17 protein-coding genes, 1 pseudogene and 1 riboswitch are annotated in these 18,183 nt (G+C 76.1%); of the genes and pseudogenes, 6 read left to right on the top strand and 12 right to left on the bottom strand.

The features are described from left to right. Positions 1-131 precede the first annotated feature (131 nt). Genes AC1VL8_RS05540 through AC1VL8_RS05525 form a run of 4 tightly spaced genes read right to left on the bottom strand, consistent with a single transcriptional unit; the run spans position 132 to position 2,825 of the window. Positions 132-920, bottom strand: coding sequence for an ABC transporter permease (locus AC1VL8_RS05540; protein WP_389233836.1), 789 nt, complete (start codon positions 918-920; stop codon positions 132-134). Beyond that, positions 917-1,840 (bottom strand): ABC transporter ATP-binding protein, encoded by a 924-nt coding sequence (locus AC1VL8_RS05535; protein ID WP_483074462.1) that lies wholly within the window; start codon positions 1,838-1,840, stop codon positions 917-919. Before AC1VL8_RS05535 ends, AC1VL8_RS05540 begins: the two co-directional genes overlap by 4 nt. Beyond that, the gene (locus tag AC1VL8_RS05530; protein WP_389233842.1) at positions 1,837-2,139 is read right to left on the bottom strand and encodes a transcriptional regulator; all 303 of its coding nucleotides are present in this window, start codon (positions 2,137-2,139) and stop codon (positions 1,837-1,839) included. Before AC1VL8_RS05530 ends, AC1VL8_RS05535 begins: the two co-directional genes overlap by 4 nt. After that, the gene (locus AC1VL8_RS05525; protein WP_389233845.1) at positions 2,136-2,825 is read right to left on the bottom strand and encodes a hypothetical protein; all 690 of its coding nucleotides are present in this window, start codon (positions 2,823-2,825) and stop codon (positions 2,136-2,138) included. The genes AC1VL8_RS05530 and AC1VL8_RS05525 overlap by 4 nt, the downstream gene beginning before the upstream one ends. 283 nt (positions 2,826-3,108) lie before the next feature. Between AC1VL8_RS05525 and AC1VL8_RS05520 the strand changes: the two genes are divergently transcribed. Then, positions 3,109-3,876 carry a CPBP family intramembrane glutamic endopeptidase gene (locus AC1VL8_RS05520; protein ID WP_483076191.1) on the top strand — a complete coding sequence of 256 codons (768 nt, stop codon included), beginning with the start codon at positions 3,109-3,111 and terminating at the stop codon, positions 3,874-3,876. On the opposite strand, the gene AC1VL8_RS05515 is transcribed toward AC1VL8_RS05520, so the two are convergent. Both AC1VL8_RS05515 and AC1VL8_RS05510 read right to left on the bottom strand, forming a co-directional pair. Next, on the bottom strand, positions 3,869-4,282 hold the full coding sequence (locus AC1VL8_RS05515) for a DUF308 domain-containing protein (protein WP_483074461.1): 414 nt from the start codon (positions 4,280-4,282) through the stop codon (positions 3,869-3,871). The two genes, AC1VL8_RS05520 and AC1VL8_RS05515, sit on opposite strands and share 8 nt — an antisense overlap. A gap of 88 nt (positions 4,283-4,370) precedes the next feature. Further along, positions 4,371-4,448, bottom strand: a pseudogene (locus AC1VL8_RS05510) (HdeD family acid-resistance protein); the annotation flags it as partial. Between the two features lie 252 nt (positions 4,449-4,700). On the opposite strand from AC1VL8_RS05510, the gene AC1VL8_RS05505 reads away from it, so the two are divergent. After that, positions 4,701-7,244 carry a flippase-like domain-containing protein gene (locus AC1VL8_RS05505; RefSeq protein WP_483074460.1) on the top strand — a complete coding sequence of 848 codons (2,544 nt, stop codon included), beginning with the start codon at positions 4,701-4,703 and terminating at the stop codon, positions 7,242-7,244. 18 nt (positions 7,245-7,262) lie between these two features. On the opposite strand, the gene AC1VL8_RS05500 is transcribed toward AC1VL8_RS05505, so the two are convergent. Further along, the gene (locus tag AC1VL8_RS05500; protein WP_483074459.1) at positions 7,263-7,430 is read right to left on the bottom strand and encodes a hypothetical protein; all 168 of its coding nucleotides are present in this window, start codon (positions 7,428-7,430) and stop codon (positions 7,263-7,265) included. A 14-nt stretch (positions 7,431-7,444) separates the two neighbouring features. Then, positions 7,445-7,520, bottom strand: a riboswitch (cyclic di-GMP riboswitch). Between the two features lie 128 nt (positions 7,521-7,648). Beyond that, positions 7,649-9,526 carry a penicillin-binding transpeptidase domain-containing protein gene (locus tag AC1VL8_RS05495; protein WP_483074458.1) on the bottom strand — a complete coding sequence of 626 codons (1,878 nt, stop codon included), beginning with the start codon at positions 9,524-9,526 and terminating at the stop codon, positions 7,649-7,651. A gap of 314 nt (positions 9,527-9,840) precedes the next feature. Between AC1VL8_RS05495 and AC1VL8_RS05490 the strand changes: the two genes are divergently transcribed. From AC1VL8_RS05490 to AC1VL8_RS05475, 4 genes are all read left to right on the top strand, one after another. Continuing rightward, positions 9,841-11,154: a hemolysin family protein gene (locus AC1VL8_RS05490; RefSeq protein ID WP_483074457.1), complete on the top strand. Its 1,314-nt coding sequence runs from the start codon at positions 9,841-9,843 to the stop codon at positions 11,152-11,154. 176 nt (positions 11,155-11,330) lie between these two features. Next, positions 11,331-11,744 carry an ATP-binding protein gene (locus AC1VL8_RS05485; RefSeq protein ID WP_483074456.1) on the top strand — a complete coding sequence of 138 codons (414 nt, stop codon included), beginning with the start codon at positions 11,331-11,333 and terminating at the stop codon, positions 11,742-11,744. After that, positions 11,745-11,918, top strand: a complete 174-nt coding sequence (locus AC1VL8_RS05480) for an ion channel (protein ID WP_483076190.1) — start codon at positions 11,745-11,747, stop codon at positions 11,916-11,918. Next, entirely contained in the window at positions 11,915-12,838 is a 924-nt protein-coding gene (locus AC1VL8_RS05475) for an NADP-dependent oxidoreductase (protein ID WP_483074455.1), read from the top strand. The genes AC1VL8_RS05480 and AC1VL8_RS05475 overlap by 4 nt, the downstream gene beginning before the upstream one ends. 102 nt (positions 12,839-12,940) lie before the next feature. Here AC1VL8_RS05475 and nikE read toward each other — a convergent pair whose 3' ends face one another. From nikE to AC1VL8_RS05455, 4 genes are read right to left on the bottom strand one after another with little or no spacing between them, the layout of a single operon-like run. Continuing rightward, positions 12,941-14,572 carry a nickel ABC transporter ATP-binding protein NikE gene (gene nikE / locus AC1VL8_RS05470; RefSeq protein ID WP_483074454.1) on the bottom strand — a complete coding sequence of 544 codons (1,632 nt, stop codon included), beginning with the start codon at positions 14,570-14,572 and terminating at the stop codon, positions 12,941-12,943. Then, complete coding sequence (locus tag AC1VL8_RS05465) at positions 14,569-15,453, bottom strand: ABC transporter permease (RefSeq protein ID WP_483074453.1); 885 nt, start codon at positions 15,451-15,453, stop codon at positions 14,569-14,571. Before AC1VL8_RS05465 ends, nikE begins: the two co-directional genes overlap by 4 nt. Further along, entirely contained in the window at positions 15,450-16,454 is a 1,005-nt protein-coding gene (locus tag AC1VL8_RS05460; RefSeq protein ID WP_389233878.1) for an ABC transporter permease, read from the bottom strand. Before AC1VL8_RS05460 ends, AC1VL8_RS05465 begins: the two co-directional genes overlap by 4 nt. A gap of 8 nt (positions 16,455-16,462) precedes the next feature. Continuing rightward, positions 16,463-18,115: an ABC transporter substrate-binding protein gene (locus tag AC1VL8_RS05455; protein WP_483074452.1), complete on the bottom strand. Its 1,653-nt coding sequence runs from the start codon at positions 18,113-18,115 to the stop codon at positions 16,463-16,465. Between the last annotated feature and the right edge of the window lie 68 nt (positions 18,116-18,183).

Here is an 18,183-nt window from a genome sequence, read left to right as displayed (position 1 = left end):
CACGCTGGCGTGCAGCCCACCGCACCCGCGTGTCGTGACCACTCGTCGCCGCGGGGCGAGGGGCGGGGGGGCGGGGGGGCGGGGTGCGCGGGTGCGGGGGGGCGGGGGGCGGGGTGCGCGGGTGCAGGGGGTCAGCGGAAGCGGCGGCCCTCGTCGCGGCGGTAGGCCAGCACCGCGAGGACCGCGAACACGACCGTCCACCCGAGCAGCACCGGCAGCGCCGACGCCGACGGCCCGTACCCGGTGGTCACCTGGACGGCGAGGTCCCGGGCCGCGCGGGACGGCAGCGCGTGCGAGACGGCGTCCAGCCAGCCGGGGAACGCCTCGGGCGGCAGGAACAGCCCGCCGGCGAACGCGAGCGGGAACAGCACGGCCTGCACCACGGCGAGCGCCGCCTTCGCGGTCATCGCGTAGCCGATCGCGAGCCCGAGCAGCAGGAACGGCACCGCGATCAGCGGCACCAGCCCGATCCCGCCGAGCAGCCGCCACGGCGACGTGGACGCCTCGGTGAGCAGCACGGCGATGGCGATCACCGGCACCTGCGCCGCGAGGCAGAACACGACGCCGGTGACGATCCGGCCGGTCAGGCGCGGCCCGGCGCCGGCGGGCAGCGTCCGCAGGTAGGGGTCGAACGCGCGGGCCCGGTCCTCCGCGACACCCGCACCGAGCGAGAACAGGCACGCGGACATCACCGCGAACGTCCCGAGCTGCGCGACCGCCGCGACGGCGACGAGCGGCTCACCGGCGACGGCGGGCTGCGGCACGACGAAGAACAGCAGGGCGACCCCGGGGAACAGCAGGTTCCCGATGACGGCGATCGGCACCCGCACGGTCTCCAGCAGCTGGAACCGGGTGTGCAGCCACGCCAGGTGCAGCCAGGACCGGGTGACGGGGGCGGCGCGCAGGGCGGGGGCGGTCATCGGGGCTCCTGGGTGGGCGTGGTGGCGGTCGCGGTCAGGGCGAGGAAGGCCTCCTCGAGCGAGGCGCCGCGCACCTTGAGGTCGCGGAACGGCACGTCGGCGCGGACCAGGGCACGCACCACGGCGTCGGCGTCCGCGACGAGCAGCACCGTCCGGTCGCCCTCGCGCTGCACGTCGAGGACCCCTGGCAGCGCGGCGAGCCCGGCGTCGTGCGCGGGCGGTACGGCGAGCAGCACCCGCCGGGCGGACGCCATCGCGAGCACCGTCGCCAGGTCGTCGTCGGCGAGGACCCGGCCCTGGCCGATCACGACGACCCGGCGGGCCAGGGCCTCGATCTCCTCGAGGTAGTGGCTGGTGACGACGACGGTCGCGCCGTCCGCCTGGTAGTCGCGCAGCGCTCCCCACAGGACGTGCCGGCCCTCGACGTCGAGGCCGGTGGTGGGCTCGTCGAGCAGCACGAGGCGGGGCCGGCCGACCAGCGACAGCGCGACCGCGAGCCGCCGGCGCTGACCGCCGGACAGACCACCGGTCTGGCGGCGCGCGAGGTCGGTGAGGCCGAACCGCTCGAGCAGCTCGCCGCGGGGCATCGGCGACCGGTAGTGGCCGGCGACGAGGTCGACGACCTCGCCGACCTTCAGCGTCTCGGGCAGTCCCGTCTCCTGCGGGGTGCTGCCGAGGTCGGCACGCGCCGCCGGGTCGCGGGGGTCGAGGCCGCAGAGGCGCACCGTGCCGGTGTCGGGGCGGCGCAGGCCGCTCACCAGCGACAGCAGCGTCGACTTCCCGGCGCCGTTGGGCCCGAGCAGGCCGACCATCTCCCCCGCCCCGACGGTGAGGGAGACGTCGTCGAGGGCGGTGACGTCGCCGTAGCGTCGGGTGACCCGGTCGAGCTCGACCAGCGGCGCCCCGACGGCGGCGGTCACAGCGCGCCGCCGAGCAGCTCGGCGAGCGCGCGGGTGTAGCGCTCGAACGCGGCGCGGCCCTGCCCGGACAGCTCGACGTAGGTGGCGGGCGTGCGGCCCTCGAAGGTCTTCTGGACGGTCACGTACTCCGCCTCCTCCAGCTTGCGCAGATGGGTGGACAGGTTGCCGGCGGTCATCTCGAGCAGCTGCTGCAGCCGGGGGAAGGTGAGGCGGTCGCCGGGGGCCAGCGCCGCGAGCGTCGCGACGACGCGGAGCCGGGACTGGGCGTGGATGACGGGGTCGAGGTCCGCGTCCGTCATGCCACCGCTCCGCGGCGGGCGGCCCGGCCCCGGCGCTGGGCGACGTGCGCGGCGAGCACGCCGACCGCCATCCCGCCGCCGCCGGCGAGGCACATGACCGCGAACGTGCCGGGCAGCCCGACCAGCGTGGCGACGCCCGCGACGAGCGCCATCCACACGCCGAGGACGAACTGCGCGCGGTCCTGCCAGAGCGCGCCGCCCGCCATGTAGAGGATCCCGACGATCAGCGCGGAGATGCCGTTGGCCGCGAGCGCGACGCCCTCGTCCGGCAGCCCGGCGCGGGCGAGCCCGCCGATCAGCACCTGCGCGGCGACGAAGGACACGAACCAGGACCAGCCGTACAGCGCGCCGGTGCGGCGACTGACCCCGTCGAGGCCGGACATCCGGCGCAGCGAGTGCAGGACGGTGGTGACGACGCCGGCGAGGATCAGCGCGCCGAACACCCCCCAGGCCCAGCCCGGCATCCGGTCGACGCCGTCGCGGCTCGTCGCCCACAGGACGCCGTAGCCGACGGTCCACGCGGTGGACCAGATCGCGAAGATCACGCGGTCGTCCGTGTACGCGGTGGTGCGGACCCGGGTGCGCTGGGCCTCGATGATCGCGCGGGCGGCGGCGAGGTCGAGCGGGGCGTCCGGGGTTCCGGGACCGTCGGCGGCGTCCGGGGTCTCGGCGGGCTGCGGGGTCATCGGTGGTCCTCTCTCGGCCGCCGACGGGATGCCAACGACTTTGCGTCGCAAAGTACTCGCTGGCAAGACCGGGAGGCAACCCGCGCCGAGTCCCGGCGGTGCGGTCAGCCGCGCGGTCCAGGCCCCGTCCAGGCGCCACCCAGCGAACGGCCCTACGCTGCCGCCCGTGACCGACGCACCGGAGCCCGCCCTGCCTGGCACCAGCGCGCCTGGCACCAGCGCGCCCGGCCCCAGCACGCCGGGCCCCAGCACGCCCGGCCCCAGCACGCCCGGCACCCCGCCCGTGTCCGACCGCGCCTGGCGCCGACGCCTCACCGTCGAGGTCTGGATCGTGCTCGGCCTGTCGCTCGGCAAGTCCGGCGTGTACGCGCTGGTCAACATCGTCGCGCGGCTCACCGACAGCACGCCGCTCGGCCAGCAGACGGCGACGCTGAACGCCAGCCGCTCGGCCCGGCTGTACCTCGACCTCACCTACCAGCTGCTGTCCATCGGGTTCGCGCTGGTGCCCGTCGCCCTGGCCCTGTACCTGCTGTCCGCGAACGGGCGCAGCGCGGTGCGCCGGATCGGCCTGGACCGCACGCGCCCGCTCCGTGACCTGGCGGTCGGCGTCGGGCTGGCGGCGCTGATCGGGCTGCCCGGTCTCGGCCTGTACGTGGCGGGGCGGGCGCTGGGCATCACCGTCGAGGTCCAGGCCGCCGCCCTCGGGGCCGCGTGGTGGACCGTCCCGGTGCTGGTGCTGTCCGCGCTGCAGAACGCCCTGCTCGAGGAGGTGGTCGTCGTCGGCTACCTCATGGAGCGGCTGCGCGACCTGCGGTGGCGGACCCCCGCGATCCTCGTCACGAGCGCCCTGGTCCGCGGCTCCTACCACCTGTACCAGGGCATCGGCCCGTTCGTCGGCAACGTCGTGATGGGCCTGGTGTTCGCGGAGTACTTCCGCCGACGCCGCCGGACGATGCCGCTGGTCGTCGCGCACACGGTGCTCGACGTGGTCGCGTTCGTCGGCTACGCGCTGGTCCCGGCCGCCTGGCGCGAGGCCCTCGGCATCACCTGACGCCCGCGGCCGGCGCCGGCCCCGACGACGCCGGCCCGGACGACCCCGGACCCGACGACCCCGTGCCACCACCGCGCGCCGCGTCGAGCTGCCGGGCCAGCGAGCGCGTCGCCAGCCCGGACACGACGAGCACCACCCCGGCGACGAACGCGAACAGCCCGTACACGGTGAGGATCACGTCGACCGTGCCCTGCGGCTTGATCGCCAGCAGCAGGCCGAACAGGAACCCGACCAGGCCGAACACCAGCGTCCCCGACCACGCGAGGTCCCGGGCGCGGAACTGCGTGACCGCGACGATCACCGCGGTCACCCCGAGCACCAGCACCCACAGGGCCAGCAGGTAGAACAGCACCAGCGCCGTCACGCCCGGCCAGAGCATGATGAGCGCGCCGAACCCGACGCTCACCAGCCCCTCCGCGACCAGCCACGAGCTTCCCGGGGCGGCCGCGCGCCAGCAGCGCCTGCAGCAGCACGACCACGCCGTCGACCACCGCGAACACGCCGAACACCCACACCAGGGCGACGAGCGTCCCCAGCGGCTCGACCAGCAGCAGCAGGCCGAGCACCACCATCAGCACGCCGCGCAGCAGCGGCAGCCACCACACCGAGCGCAGCACCGCCGCCACCCGGCCGTCCAGGTCCTTCGCCACGTGCGTCTCCACCTCTGTCCGTGCTGGTCACGCTCCGTGCGGGTCACGCTAGACCCGGCGGGTCATCCTCGCGACGGAGCAGCCCGCGCGCGGGGTCATCCCCGGGGACCGAATCCGGCGCGCAGACCCCCACCGGGCCCCCTCGCGGGGGTCGCGCTGCCTAGACTCCACACCATGTCCGACGCCTCGACCGACGCGCCGGCGGCGCCCGGTCGACCCGACGGGCCGGCCGCCGACGCGCCCGCAGGCGCACCCGCTGCCGACGGCCCCGCGACGGACGGGCTCGGCCGCCCGCAGGTGGTCGACTCCCCCGAGGTCCGGGTGCACCACCCCAGCGACCTCCTGGGCGTGGTGCTGTCGCTGCTCGGCGCGGTCGCGGTGATGGTGCTCGCGACGTACGCGCACAACACGACCACCGGCGTCGCCGAGGACGTGCAGGGGTTCGCGACGCTGCTGCGCCAGCTGCTGATCGTCCCGGTGGCGCTGCTGGAGAGCGTCGTCACGTTCATCGTCCCGATCGCGGTGCTGGTCGAGCTGGCCGCCCGACGACTGGGCCGGCAGATGGTCGAGGCCTCGGTCGCCGCCATCGCCGCGGTCCTGGTGGCGTCGAGCGCCGCGTGGCTGATCGAGCACGTCGGGTCGGAGCAGCTGGTGGCGGGCCTGTCGGTCCGGCTCGCCGGGCAGCTCACGCTGACGATCCCCGGGTACATGGCGCTGATCGCGGGTCTGCTCACCGCGACCGGGCCCCGGAACCGGCGCCGCACGGTCGCCTGGTCCTGGAACCTGGTCTGGGTGGCGGTCGGCATCCTCGTGATCACCTCCGGCGTCTCGCTGCCCGGTGTCGCGGTCGCGCTGCTGATCGGCCGGGCCAGCGGGCTCGCGGTGCGGTACGTGTCGGGCGTCCGGTCCGAGCGGGCGTACGGCGCGAGCCTGGTCGCCGGGGTGCGGCGCGCCGGCTGGCACCCGCTGCTGCTGGTGCGGGTGCCGGACGAGGAGGTCGAGGTCCCCGGGCCGGGCGCGACCGCCGGGACCCCGGCCGCCCGCGGCATCGCGCGGTCCACCGACCACCGCGTGTACGAGATGACGACCGACGACGGCCGGATGCTCGACGTGGTCGTCCTCGACGGCGACCGCCAGGTGGTCGGCCTGCTGAGCCGGCTGTGGCGGTCGCTGCGGCTGCGTGGGCTCGACGGCCGCTCGGTGGTGTCGCTGCGGCAGGCCGCCGAGCGCGCCGCGCTGCTGTCGTACACCGCGACCGCCGCGGGGGTGCGGACGCCGCAGCTGCGCGGGCTCGGCGAGGCCGAGTCGTCGATGATCCTCGTCCAGGACCGGGTGCCCGACGCGGTCCCGCTGGCCGACCTCGAGCCCGAGGAGATCACCGACGCCGTCCTCGAGGAGATCTGGGCGCAGATCGGCACCGCGCACGAGGCCGGGCTCGCGCACCGCACCCTGACCAGCGACACGATCCTGGTGGCGCCGGGCGACGGCCGACCGACGGTCTGGGTGGTCGGGTGGGAGCAGGGCGACGTCGCGTCGTCCGACCTCGCGCGCCGGATGGACCGCACCCAGCTGGTCGCGCTGCTCGCGCTCCGCGTCGGACCCGCGCGCGCCCTGGAGTCCGCGGTCGCCGTGCTGCCGGAGAGCGACATCGCCGCGATCGGCCCGCTGCTGCAGCCCATCGCCCTGCCGCGCCGCACCCGCGAGGAGCTGCGTGCCCACAAGGACGTGCTGGCCGAGCTGCGGTCCGCGCTCGTCGCGCGCCTGCCCGAGGCGGACGTCGAGCCGCAGCAGCTGATCCGGTTCGGCGCGCGCACGGTGCTCACGATCCTGCTGACCACCGCGGCCGTCATCATCCTGCTGACGTCGATCAACCTGCGGACGATCCTCGACGCGCTGTCCACGACGGACTGGCGGCTCAGCGTGCTGGCCTTCGTGCTCGGCATGGCGACGCTGTTCGGCGCGGCCCTGTCCCTGGTGGCGTTCTCGCCCGTGCGGCTGTCGCTGTGGCGCGCGACGGTCGCGCAGTCCGCCGCGACGTTCGTGGCCCTCGCGGCGCCGGCGGGCATCGGCCCGGCGGCGCTGAACCTGCGGCTGCTCACCCGGCGCGGCACCTCGGCCTCGCTGGCGACGGCGACCGTCGCGCTGGTGCAGGTGGCGCAGTTCGTGGTGACGATGCTGCTGCTGCTCGTGCTCTCGGTCGCGTCCGGCACCAACCAGCTCGAGCGGTTCACGGTGTCGCCGGTCGTCGTAGTTGTCATCGGCGTCCTGGCGGCGCTGGCGGCCGGCGCCCTGCTGGTCCCCCGCGTCCGGCAGTGGGTGGCGACCAAGACGCTGCCGACGCTGCGCCAGACCTGGCCCCGGCTGATCGAGGTTGTCGGCCAGCCGTCGCGCCTCGCCATCGGCATCGCCGGGAACGTGCTGACGACCTTCGGCTACGTGCTGGCGTTCGAGGTCTGCCTGCGCGCGTTCGGGCAGGAGCTGTCGCTGGTGCAGGTCGCGGTGGTGTTCCTCGCGGGCAACACCGCCGGGTCGGTCGCCCCGACGCCCGGCGGCATCGGCACCACGGAGATCGCGCTCGCCGGCGCGCTGTCCGTGGTCGGCGTGAACCCCGGTGTCGCGACCTCGGTCGCCGTGCTGTTCCGGGTGCTCACCTACTGGCTGCGGATCCCCGTGGGCTGGGCCTCGATGCGCTACCTGCAGCGCGTCGGCGAGCTCTAGCCGGGACGACGACTGCCCTCAGGAGGCCGAGGTGCACTCGCGCTGGGCGGGCACCAGGTCGGCGCGCGCGGCACGCGCCGTGGCGATGCGCGACCAGGTCGCGAGGCGGGAGGTGCTGACCTCGGGCCGCAGGTCGGAACCGCTGCGATCGCGGTCGGTGGGCTCGTAGAAGCCGCGCTGGTCCATGACGGAGTCCTTCGTTCGGCAGCCCGGCTGACCGTCGAGGGTCCCGTGGCTTTGCGTCCCCTCCTCGCGGAGGGTTTGCTCTTGTCGCTGACCCGCTGACTGTAGGCCGGGGTGCAGCTCGGGCGGAAGGGGGTTCCGCCGACCAGACGCAGAAGTCCGAGCATTTCACCCACTCAGGACAGAACGGACATCCCGACCGGGTGGTCCGTCGGCGCCGCTCAGCCCGCCGGGACCGCCGCGGCCCGCAGGAACGTCTCCAGCAGCGGCCCGGACGTCGTCGAGCCGAAGTCGCCGGTCTCGACGAACACCGCGACCGCGAGGTCGCCCTGCGCCGCGATCATCCACGCGTGGTTCGCGAGCTCGGCACCGGACCCGTACTGCGCCGTCCCGGACTTCGCGATCACCTCGGGCCCCGGGACGTCCTGCAGGAAGTCGCCGCCCCCCTCCGTGACGACGGCCCGCATCATCTGCCGCAGCGCGTCGGCCTCGGTCGCCGTCAGCGGCGCCCCGGGTGCGGGGGCTGCGGTGGCGTCCGGGTCGTCGACCACCAGGCGCGGGGTGACCCGCGACCCCGCGACGACCGACGCGGCCACGGTCGCCATGCCGAGCGGGGTGGCCTGGACCCGGCCCTGGCCGATCATCGACGCCGCGTGGTCGGTGCCGGTCGCGTCCGCCGGCACGACGCCCAGCGTCCCGGCGAACCCGAGCTCGGCGTCGTCCGCGAGCCCGAGCGCCTGCGCCGCGGACGCGAGCGCCGCCTGCGGGGCCTGGTCGGCGGCGGTGAGGAACGCGGTGTTGCAGGACTCCGCGACCGCGGTGCGCAGCGGGATGTCGCCGAGCGCGGACGCCGGGTAGCCCGGGTAGTTCTGGAACTCACGGCCGTCGACGGTCGCGGTCGGGGGGCAGGTCACGGTGCTGTCGGGGGTCAGCCCCGCGCGCAGCAGCGCCAGCGACGACGCGACCTTGAACGTCGAACCCGGTGCGTACAGGCCGAGCGTCGCGGTGGACATCCCGCCGCCGCCGGGTCCGCTGGCCACCGCGAGCACGTCGCCGGTCGAGGGACGCAGGGCCACGACCGCGCTCGCGCTGGCGGTGACGGTCGCGACGACGTCCTCGGCGGCCTGCTGGAGGCCGGGGTCGAGCGTCGTGCGCAGCGGCTGCCCCACCTGCGGTTCCACGTGGAACAGCTCGCGCGACTGGGACCCGCCGGCCGTCGCCGCGACGGTCAGGCCCGGCAGCCCGCGCAGCTGCTCGTCGAACTGGCGCTGCAACCCGCCGAGCCCGGTGAGGTCGCCCGCGGCGACGGCCCCCGACGACTCCTCGACGATCTCCGCGGTCGCCTGCCCCACCGTGCCGAGCACCGGCCGCGCGAAGGCGCGGGTCGGGGCCAGCGGCAGCGTGTCCGCGAGCACGTTGACGCCCGGCAGCGAGGCCAGCGCGGCGACGTCGTACGCGGGGTCGCCGTCGCGCACGACGATCGCCTCGACATAGGCCTTCTCCCCCGCCGCCGCGACCTGGGCGGCGTACGCCTCGACGTCCAGGCCGAGCGCGGTGGCGAGCCCGCGCGCGGCCCCGTCGGCGGCGGCCGCGTCGACCCGGGTCTTGTCGATGCCCACGCGGGACACCGGTCGCGAGGTCACCAGCACCGCGTCGCCGGCCCCGAGCACGTCCGCCCGCTCGGCCTGCTCCTTGCGCACCGTCAGCGCCTCCCCCGGCGCGAGGTCGGGCGCGAGCAGCATCGGCGTCCAGCGGACCTGCCAGCCGTCCTCGCCACGAGCCAGGTTCGCGTGCGTCGTGTAGGTCCAGTCGGCGTCGCTGCTGTCGACGTCCCAGGTGAACGCCAGCTCGACCGACGCCGCGTCGTCCACGCCCTCGGGCACCACGACGTCGCCCGCCTCGACCTGCGGGACCCACGGGTCGAGCCCGGTGTAGGCGGCCGTGCGCTGCTCCGCCGCCTCCGCCGCAGTCGCGCCGTCGAGCGGGACGTCGGCGAAGTCGCCGGAGCCGATCGCCGCGGCGAGCGCGTCCGCCGCCTGCTGCCGCTCGTCCTCGCCGCCACCCGTGCACGCGCCGAGCACGACGACCAGCGCCGCCACCGCCCCGACCGCGACCGACGCGCGCGCGCCGCGCCGCGCCGCGACGGCGACTGTGCCCCTTCCCGTGCCCGTCACTGCCGTCCCCCTGCGCACCGAGCTGCTCCCCATCGACGTCCCCTCGCTGACCTGCGCCAGCCTAGGGAACGGGGCCCCGCCGGGCGGGCGGATCGGGACCCGGTTTCGCGACGGATCTGTGCGGGTGCTGTGCGTGCCCGTCCGGTTGACGGGTACGGACGTGGTGCCTGCAATGGGGACATGAGCTCACCGCCGCCCCCGTCCGACCCGCCCGGCAGTCGCCAGCGGTGCACCCGCTGATGGACGCCGAGACCTGGGGCAGCATCGCCCTCGTCCTCGCCTTCATCCTCGTGGGCGGCGTGTTCGCGGGGACGGAGATCGCGCTGGTCTCCCTCCGCGAGAGCCAGATCAACCACCTCGAGCGGCAGAGCGCGCGCGGCGCCCGGGTCGCCTCCGTCGCACGGGACCCGAACCGGTTCCTCGCCGCCGTGCAGATCGGCGTGACCGTCGCGGGGTTCTTCTCCGCCGCGTACGGCGCCTCGACGATCGCCCCCGACTTCGCGCCCGTGATCGCGGCGCTGGGCGTGCCCGACCAGCTCGCCGCCACGCTGGCGCTGGTCGTCCTGACGCTCGTGATCGCCTACCTCTCGCTGGTGCTCGGCGAGCTCGTCCCCAAGCGCATCGCCCTGCAGCAGTCCGGGCGGGTGGCGCTGGCCGTCGCGCCCCCACTGGACCGGTTCGCCACCCTGATGCGGCCGGTGATCTGGCTGCTGTCCGCCTCGACGAACCTGCTGGTCCGGCTGTTCGGCGGCGACCCGCAGGCCACCGGGGAGGAGATGTCCGAGGCGGAGCTGCGCGACCTGGTCATCGCGCACCAGGGCCTGCCCGAGGACGAGCGGCGCATCCTCGGCGACGTCTTCGAGGCGACCGACCGGTCCGTCGCCGAGGTGATGCGCCCCCGGGGCGAGGTGCACTTCCTCGAGGCGGACCTCACGCTCGCCGAGGCCCTGGTCCGGGTGCGGGCGCAGCCGTGGTCCCGGTACCCCGTGACGGGCGAGGACTTCGACGACGTGCTCGGGTTCCTGCACATCCGCGAGCTCCTGGAGGCCACCGACCGCGACGGCGCCCGGGTGCGCGACGTGATGCGCGAGATCGTCGTGCTGCCGGGCACCAACAAGCTGCTCCCCTCGCTGTCCCGCATGCGCCGCGAGGGCGTGCACATCGCCGTCGTCGTCGACGAGTACGGCGGCACCGACGGGATCGTGACGCTCGAGGACCTGGTCGAGGAGCTGGTCGGGGACATCCGCGACGAGTACGACATGCCGGGGTCGTCCGGGGCCGAGGCCCGCGAGGGGGCGCCGGGCTCGTACGACGCCGGGATCACCATCGAGGAGTTCACGGAGCTCACCGGCGTGCGCCTGGCGGACGGGCCGTACGAGACGGTCGCCGGGTTCGTGATCGCCCGGCTCGGCCGCCTCGGAGCGGTCGGCGACGGCGTCGAGGTCGACGGGCACCGGATCGAGGTGACCGCCGTCGACGGCCGGCGGATCGCCCGGGTGCGGGTGCTGCCGCCGCCGGACGACGCCGCCGGGGAGGCCCACCCGACCGGGTGACCGACCGGTCGGGAAAGCGCCTTCTACCAGCAGGGACGTCCTCCCGCCGCTGGTCACGGCCCCGCCACGCGCCGCGCCACCGGATGCGCGACCGCGCCCGGGGCCGCACCCTGGTCCCACCGGCGGATCTCCACCGGGGACGACCGACGAGGACCGACGACGAACGGGGAGGCGCGGTGACCGACGCGATCGACCGGCTCGTCCTGGAGCCCGACACCCGCTGCGTGGCCGAGGGGCGGCGCTGGGCGCTGCGCCAGGCCGTGCGGGCGCACGCCGACGCGGAGGCGTCCAGCACGCTCGAGCTCCTGACCAGCGAGGTGCTGACCAACGCCGTCGTGCACACCCGCGCGCACGAGCGGATCGCCCTCGCGGCGCTGCAGCACGACGACTGCGTGCGGGTCGAGGTCACCGACACCGACCTGACGCTGCCCGTCGTGCGGCCGGGGAGCGCCGGCCGCGCGGGCGGCAACGGGATGCGGATCGTCGACGCGCTCGCCACCCGCTGGGGCATCGAGCTGCACCCCGGCCGAGGCAAGACGGTGTGGTTCGAGACCCCCGTGCACCCGGTCGGGCACGTCCTCACGGCCTGACTGCGAGGATTCGGCGACATCACGCCCGTGAGCCAGGCCGCGCGGGTGGCGGTGACGGTGCAGATGGTCTGCGGCCTGGCGTTCGTCGGGCTCGTCGGTCGGCAGCTGCTCGCCGCCGCGGGGCGGCCGCGACCGGAATTCCTGGACGCCGACCGGGGTTCGGGCAGGACATGAAGGCTGTCACGTACTCCGAGTTCGGCGGGGCCGAGGTCCTGCACGTCGTCGACCGCCCCGAGCCGCACGTCGGCCCGGACACGGTCCTGGTCAAGGTCGTCGCCGCGGGTCTCAACCCCGTCGACTACAAGATCCGCGAGGGCTACCTCGAGGGGCTGCTCGACACCACGCTCCCCGCCGTGCCGGGCTGGGACGTCGCGGGCGTCGTCGTGAAGCCCGGGCTGGACACCCCCGAGCTGGCCGTCGGGGACGAGGTGCTCGCGTACGTCCGCAAGGACACCGTGTCGGACGGCACCCTCGCCGAGTACGTCGCGGTCCCCGTCCGCACCGCCGCGAAGAAGCCCGCCGGGCTGTCGTTCGAGGAGGCCGCCGCCCTGCCGCTCGCCGGGCTCACCGCGCTGCAGACGATCCGGCGCGCGGGCGTCACCGAGGGCCAGACGGTCCTCGTGCACGCCGCGGCCGGCGGCGTCGGGTCGATCGCCGTGCAGCTGGCGGTCCACGCCGGGGCGCGCGTCGTCGGCACCGCCTCGCCGCGCAACCACGACTTCCTGCGCGAGCTCGGCGCCGAGCCGGTCGCGTACGGGGACGGGCTGGTCGCCGCCGCGCGGGAGGTCGCGCCCGACGGGTTCGACGTGATCCTCGACTACGTGGGCGGCCAGGCGATCGACACCGCCGCGGAGCTCCTGCGCCCCGGCGGCACCGTCGTGTCCATCACCGACGCACGCGCCCGCGACGAGCTCGGCGGCCACTACGTCTGGGTCCGCCCCGACCCCGAGGGCCTGGCCGAGCTCGCCGACCTCGTGGCCCGGGGCACCGTCCGCGTCGAGGTCGCGGAGACGTTCGACCTCGACCACGCCGCCGACGCCTACCGCGCCCTCGAGACGGGCCACACCCGCGGCAAGATCGTCGTCCGCGTGTAGTCCCCGTCCCGCGAGGGCGCATCCGCCACCACGAGGGCGTACTCCGCGGGATGCGCCCTCGCGGTGTCGCGTACGCCCTCGCGGGGGGAACCCGCGCGGGGGTCAGAGGGCGCGGGCCTCGAGGAGGGCGCGGGTGAGGGGGTGCGTCGGGGTCGTCAGGACCTCCCGGACCGGACCCTGCTCGACCACGCGGCCCGCGCTCAGCACCAGGACGCGGTCGCAGACGCGGCGCACCACGCCGAGGTCGTGCGACACGAGCACCAGCGCGAGGCCCTGCGCGCGTCGCAGCTCGACGAGCAGGTCGAGGATCGCCGCCTGGACCTGCACGTCGAGCGCCGACACCGGCTCGTCGAGCACCAGCACCCGGGGGTCGGACGCCAGCGCGCGGGCGATGGCGACGCGCTGCCGCTGACCCCCGGACAGCGTGCGGGGGCGTCGGTCCAGCACCTCGGGGGCGAGGTGCACCCGGGCCAGCAGGTCGGCCGCGGCGGCGTCCCGCTCCGCCCGGCCCGGGGGTCGGGGGCCGGTCGCCAGGGCCGCGCGCAGCACCGCGCGCACCGTCAGGCGCGGGTCCACGGTGCCGAGCGGGTCCTGCGGGACCAACCGGATCCCCGACCGCGCCGGGCGACGGGCCCGCTCGGGCAGCGCCGACCAGGGGGCGCCGTCGAGCAGCACCTCCCCCGCGTCGGGCGCGTCGGCCGCCAGCAGCAGCCGCGCCAGGGTCGTCTTGCCCGACCCGGACTCCCCGACCAGCCCGACGGCCTCGCCCGCCCGGACCTCGACGTCGACCCCCGCGACCGCGTCGACGTGCCCCCCGCCCGGCAGGTCGAAGGTGCGGACCAGCCCGCGCCCGGTGAGCACCGGCTCCCCCGGCGGGGGTACCTCGCCCGGACCGTCGGGCAGCCGCGCCGCAGCGACCAACGCCCGCGTCGACTCCTCCCGCGGCGCGGCCAGCACCTGGGCGGTCGGGCCCTCCTCGACGACCACGCCGTCCCGCAGCACGACGACCCGGTCCGCGACCCGGGCGACGGCGCCGAGGTCGTGCGTCACCAGGACGATCGCGGTGCCGGCGTCGCGGAGCCCCGCGAGGAGGTCGAGCACCCGCGCGCCGACGGTCGCGTCGAGGGCGGTGGTCGGCTCGTCGGCGACCAGGAGCGGCGGCCCCGCGACGAGCGCCGACGCGATGAGGGCGCGCTGCCGCATCCCCCCGGACAGCTCGCCCGGCCGCTGCCGCGCGCGGACCGCGGGGTCGGGCAGCCCGACGTCCGCGAGCGCCGCCAGCACGCGCTCCGCGCGGTCCACCCGGGGTGCCCGGGGCCGGCGCACGTCGAGGGCCTCGGCGACCTCCGCCCCGACGGTCCGCAGCGGGTCGAGCGAGCCGAGGGCGTCCTGCAGCACGAGGCCGACGTCCCGCCCGCGGACGGCGCGCCAGTCGCGGACGCCGAAGGTCGTCGCGTCCCGGTCGAGCAGGCGGAACCGGGACGCGGTGACGTCGGCACGGCCGCCCTCGCCCGCCAGGCCGACGAGGGTGCGCGCCAGCACGGACTTCCCCGCGCCCGAGCCGCCGACGACGGCGACGCACTCCCCCGCCGCGACGCGCAGGTCGACGCCGTGCAGCACCTCGCCGCCGCCGTCGCGGCGCCGACCCCGCGGGAAGGCGACCCGCAGCCCGACGACGTCGAGCACCGGCGCGGGCACGTCGACCCCGGGCACGTCGACCCCGGGCGCCGTCACGCGGCCACCGCCCCGATGCGCCGGCCGAGGACGGTCAGCGCGGCCGCCGTGACGGTGATCGCCAGCCCGGGGAACACCGTCAGCCACCACGCGCTGTCGATGTAGACCCGCCCGGCGTTGAGCATCGCGCCCCACTCGGGCGACGGCGGCAGCGTCCCGAGCCCGAGGAAGCTCAGCGCGCACACCCAGACCACGGCCTGCCCGATGCCCAGCGTCGCGACGGACACCAGCGGCCAGAGCGTGTTCGGCACCACGTGCCGGACCAGCACCCGCGCGGGCCCGTGGCCCTCCAGCCGGGCGGCCTCGACGTACCCGCTGGTCACGACGGACCGGACCCGGGCGCGCAGCATCCGCGCGTACCCGGGGGCGGTCGCGGCGCCCACCGCGAGCACCGACGCCTCCACGCCCGCGCCCAGCACCGCCACGAGCAGCAGGGCGAGCACGAGGGTCGGCAGCGCGAACAGCACCTCGAGCACCCGGCTGACCGCCGCGTCGAGCCACCGGGGCCCGAGCCCGGCGGCGAACCCGAGCACGAGGCCCGCGCCGACGCCGATGGCGGTCGCGGCGGCGCCGATGCCCAGGGACGCGGCGGCGCCGTGCACGACGCGCGTCCACACGTCGCGACCCGACTCGTCGGTGCCGAGCCAGTGCGCGGCGCCGGGCTCGGCGAAGCCCGCCCGCGGGTCGATGGCGTTGGGGTCGCCGGGCGCGAGCAGCTCCGGCCGGACCACGGCCACCGCCATCACGAGGACGGCCGCCGCGGCGAGCACGCCGGGGACGCCGAGCCCGCGCAGCACGGCGCCGACCCGGCCCGCGCCGAACCGACCCGCGCCGACGGGGCCCGCGCCGACGGGGCCGGCGGCGGACGTCACGGCGGTCACCCGAGCACCGCCGGCTCGCCGGCCCGGGGCACCGGGGCCGCGGCGCGGGTGCCGCCCAGCCGCGGGTCGAGCAGCCGCTCGGCCACGTCGACCAGCACCATGACCAGCACGTAGACCACCGCGACCACCACCACCGCGCCGACGACGACCGGCACGTCGCGCTGCATCGTGGCGTCGAGCAGCAGCCGGCCGAGGCCCGGGCGCCCGAACAGGGTCTCGACGACCACGGCCCCGCTGAGCAGCGACCCGAACGCCCACCCGGACAGCGACACCGCGGGCAGCACGCCGTGCCGCAGGGTGTGCCGCCAGAGCACCCGGGTCGGCGACGCCCCCCGGGCGCGTGCGCTGGTGGTGAACGGCGCGGCCGTCGCCTCGGCGAGCGAGTCCCGCATCACCTGGCCGAGGAACCCCGCGACGGGCACCGCCAGGGTCACGGTCGGCAGCACCAGGCCGGCGGGGTCGGTGCCGCTGCTGGTCGCCGGGAACCAGCCGAGCGTCGAGGAGAACACCACGATCAGCACGGCGCCCAGCCAGAAGTGCGGCACGACGGCGGCGACCACCTCGACGCCCCGCAGCGCCGCCGCGCACGCCCGGCCGACCGGCCCGGTCGCGCGGACCGCGGCGGTCGCGACCGCGAGCGCCAGCACCCACGCGAGCACCAGGGACAGCACGGCGAGCAGCATCGTGCCGGGCAGCTGGTCCAGCAGCAGGTCGGCCACGGGCACCTTGCGCGCGTACGAGTCGCCGAGGTCGAGGGTCAGCACCCGGCCGAGCTGCACCAGGTACTGCACGACGAGCGGCTGGTCGAGCCCGTACTGGGCGCGGGCCTGCGCGACCGCCTCCGGCCCGGCCTGCGACCCGGGTCCGCCGAGGATCGCCTCGGTCGGGTCGCCCCCGGACGCCCGCAGCGCGAAGAACACCACGGTCGCCACGACCCACGCGACCAGCACCGCGGACGCGAGCCGGCCGAGCAGCCAGCGCAGCCAGGCGGGGCCGGGCACCCGGGTCGTCAGGCCCCCAGCCGCGCGTCGAGGAACGTGGGCGTCGACACGGTGTCGAGCGTCCGCACGCCGGTCACCCCGGAGGTGAGGAAGTGGTTCTGCTGGTCGTACAGCGGGAGCACGTAGCAGCCCTCGAGCACGATCTGCTGGGCCTGCCGGTACAGCTCGGTGCGCTCGGCCTCGTCCGCGGTCGCCGACGCCTGGTCGAGCAGGGCGTCCAGCGCGGGGTCGGTGACGCCGGCGTGGTTCGCGAAGTAGCCGCTGGGGGCGGGGACGGTGCCGTCCGAGTGGTAGAGGATCCGCAGCACGTCGGGGCCGACCTTCGTGTACGGCGCGGAGACGGCCTCGTACTCGTGGGCGCCGAGCGCGCCGTACCAGCCGGACAGGTCGAGCGGCGTGAGCACGACGTCGAACCCGACGGCCTTGGCGTTCGCCTGGATCTGCTCGAACAGCGACTGCTCGGCGGCGACCGACTGGTTGGTGCTGACCGGGAACCGCACGGTGAGGCGCTGCCCGTCGCGGGTCCGGTAGCCGTCGGCGTCGCGCTCGGTCCAGCCCGCCGCGTCGAGCAGGTCGTCGGCCGCGTCGGCGTCCGTGGCGAACAGGTCCTCGTCGGCGTAGGCCGCGGGCTCGACGCTGGACAGCGGCGAGTACGAGCGCGTCGTCGTGCCGGCGAACAGCGTCTCGATGCCGGGGCCGGGGTCGGCGGCGCGCACGAAGGCCTCCCGGACCCGGACGTCGTCGAACGGCGGCTGCGCGCTGTTCAGCTCGATGCGGTTCACCGACCCGGGACGCGGGGCGTCGATGTGCGCGATGTCCCCGCCCGCGTCGGCCTGGGCGATCGCGTCGGGCTGCGGGTTGTCGATGACCTGCACCTCGCCGGACCGCAGGGCGGCGTACCGGGTGGCGGCGTCGGGGATGAACCGCCAGACGATCTTCTCGAGGTGGGCGGCGCCGTCGTGCTCGGCCTGCGGGTCGAGGCCCGCGTAGTCCTCGTTGCGCACGAGCTCGACCTGCTGCTGCGGCGTCCAGGACTGCACGACGAACGGGCCGGTGCCGATCGGGGCGGCGCAGTTGTCCTCCTGGCCGCGCGCGATGCCCGCGGGCGACTGGATCGCGGTCCACTGCTGGCTCATCGACTCCGGCAGCGCGGAGTCGGGCTCGGTCAGGTGGAACCGGGCGTGCGTGGCGTCGACCGCCTCGACGGACGCGACCTTCTGCACGGCGAGGTAGCCCGTGGAGGAGCCGGTGTCCGGGTCCTGCAGGTGCTCGACGTTGACCTTGACCGCCTCGGCGTCGAACGGGGTGCCGTCGGTGAACGTCACGTCCTGCGCGAGCGTGAAGTCCCAGGTGAGGCCGTCGTCGCTGACGGTCCAGTCCGTCGCGAGCCACGGCAGGATCGTCCCGTCGGCGTCGCGGCCGACCAGCGGCTCGAGGTACTGGGTGCTGAGGAGCGCCTGCGGGTAGTTGCCGCCGACGTGCGGGTCGAGGCAGGTCGGCTCCGCGTCGCCCGTGGCGTACACGAGGGTGCCGCCGTCGGTCGGGGCGGACGCGCCGTCGGTTCCGTCCGACCCGCCGCTGCAGGCGGCGAGCGCGAGGGCGGCCGCGGCGGCGAGGGCGGCGGCGGTGCGCGCGCGGGCGGGACGGAGGGCGTGGGGCACGGGTCCACCTTCGAGGCGTCGTGGTCCGGCGCGGGTCGACCCGGCCGGCTGCGGTCCTGGTTGTTGCA

Source organism: Cellulomonas sp. KU4C (genome assembly GCF_056868065.1).
This window is presented reverse-complemented; position numbering and strand designations above follow the sequence as displayed.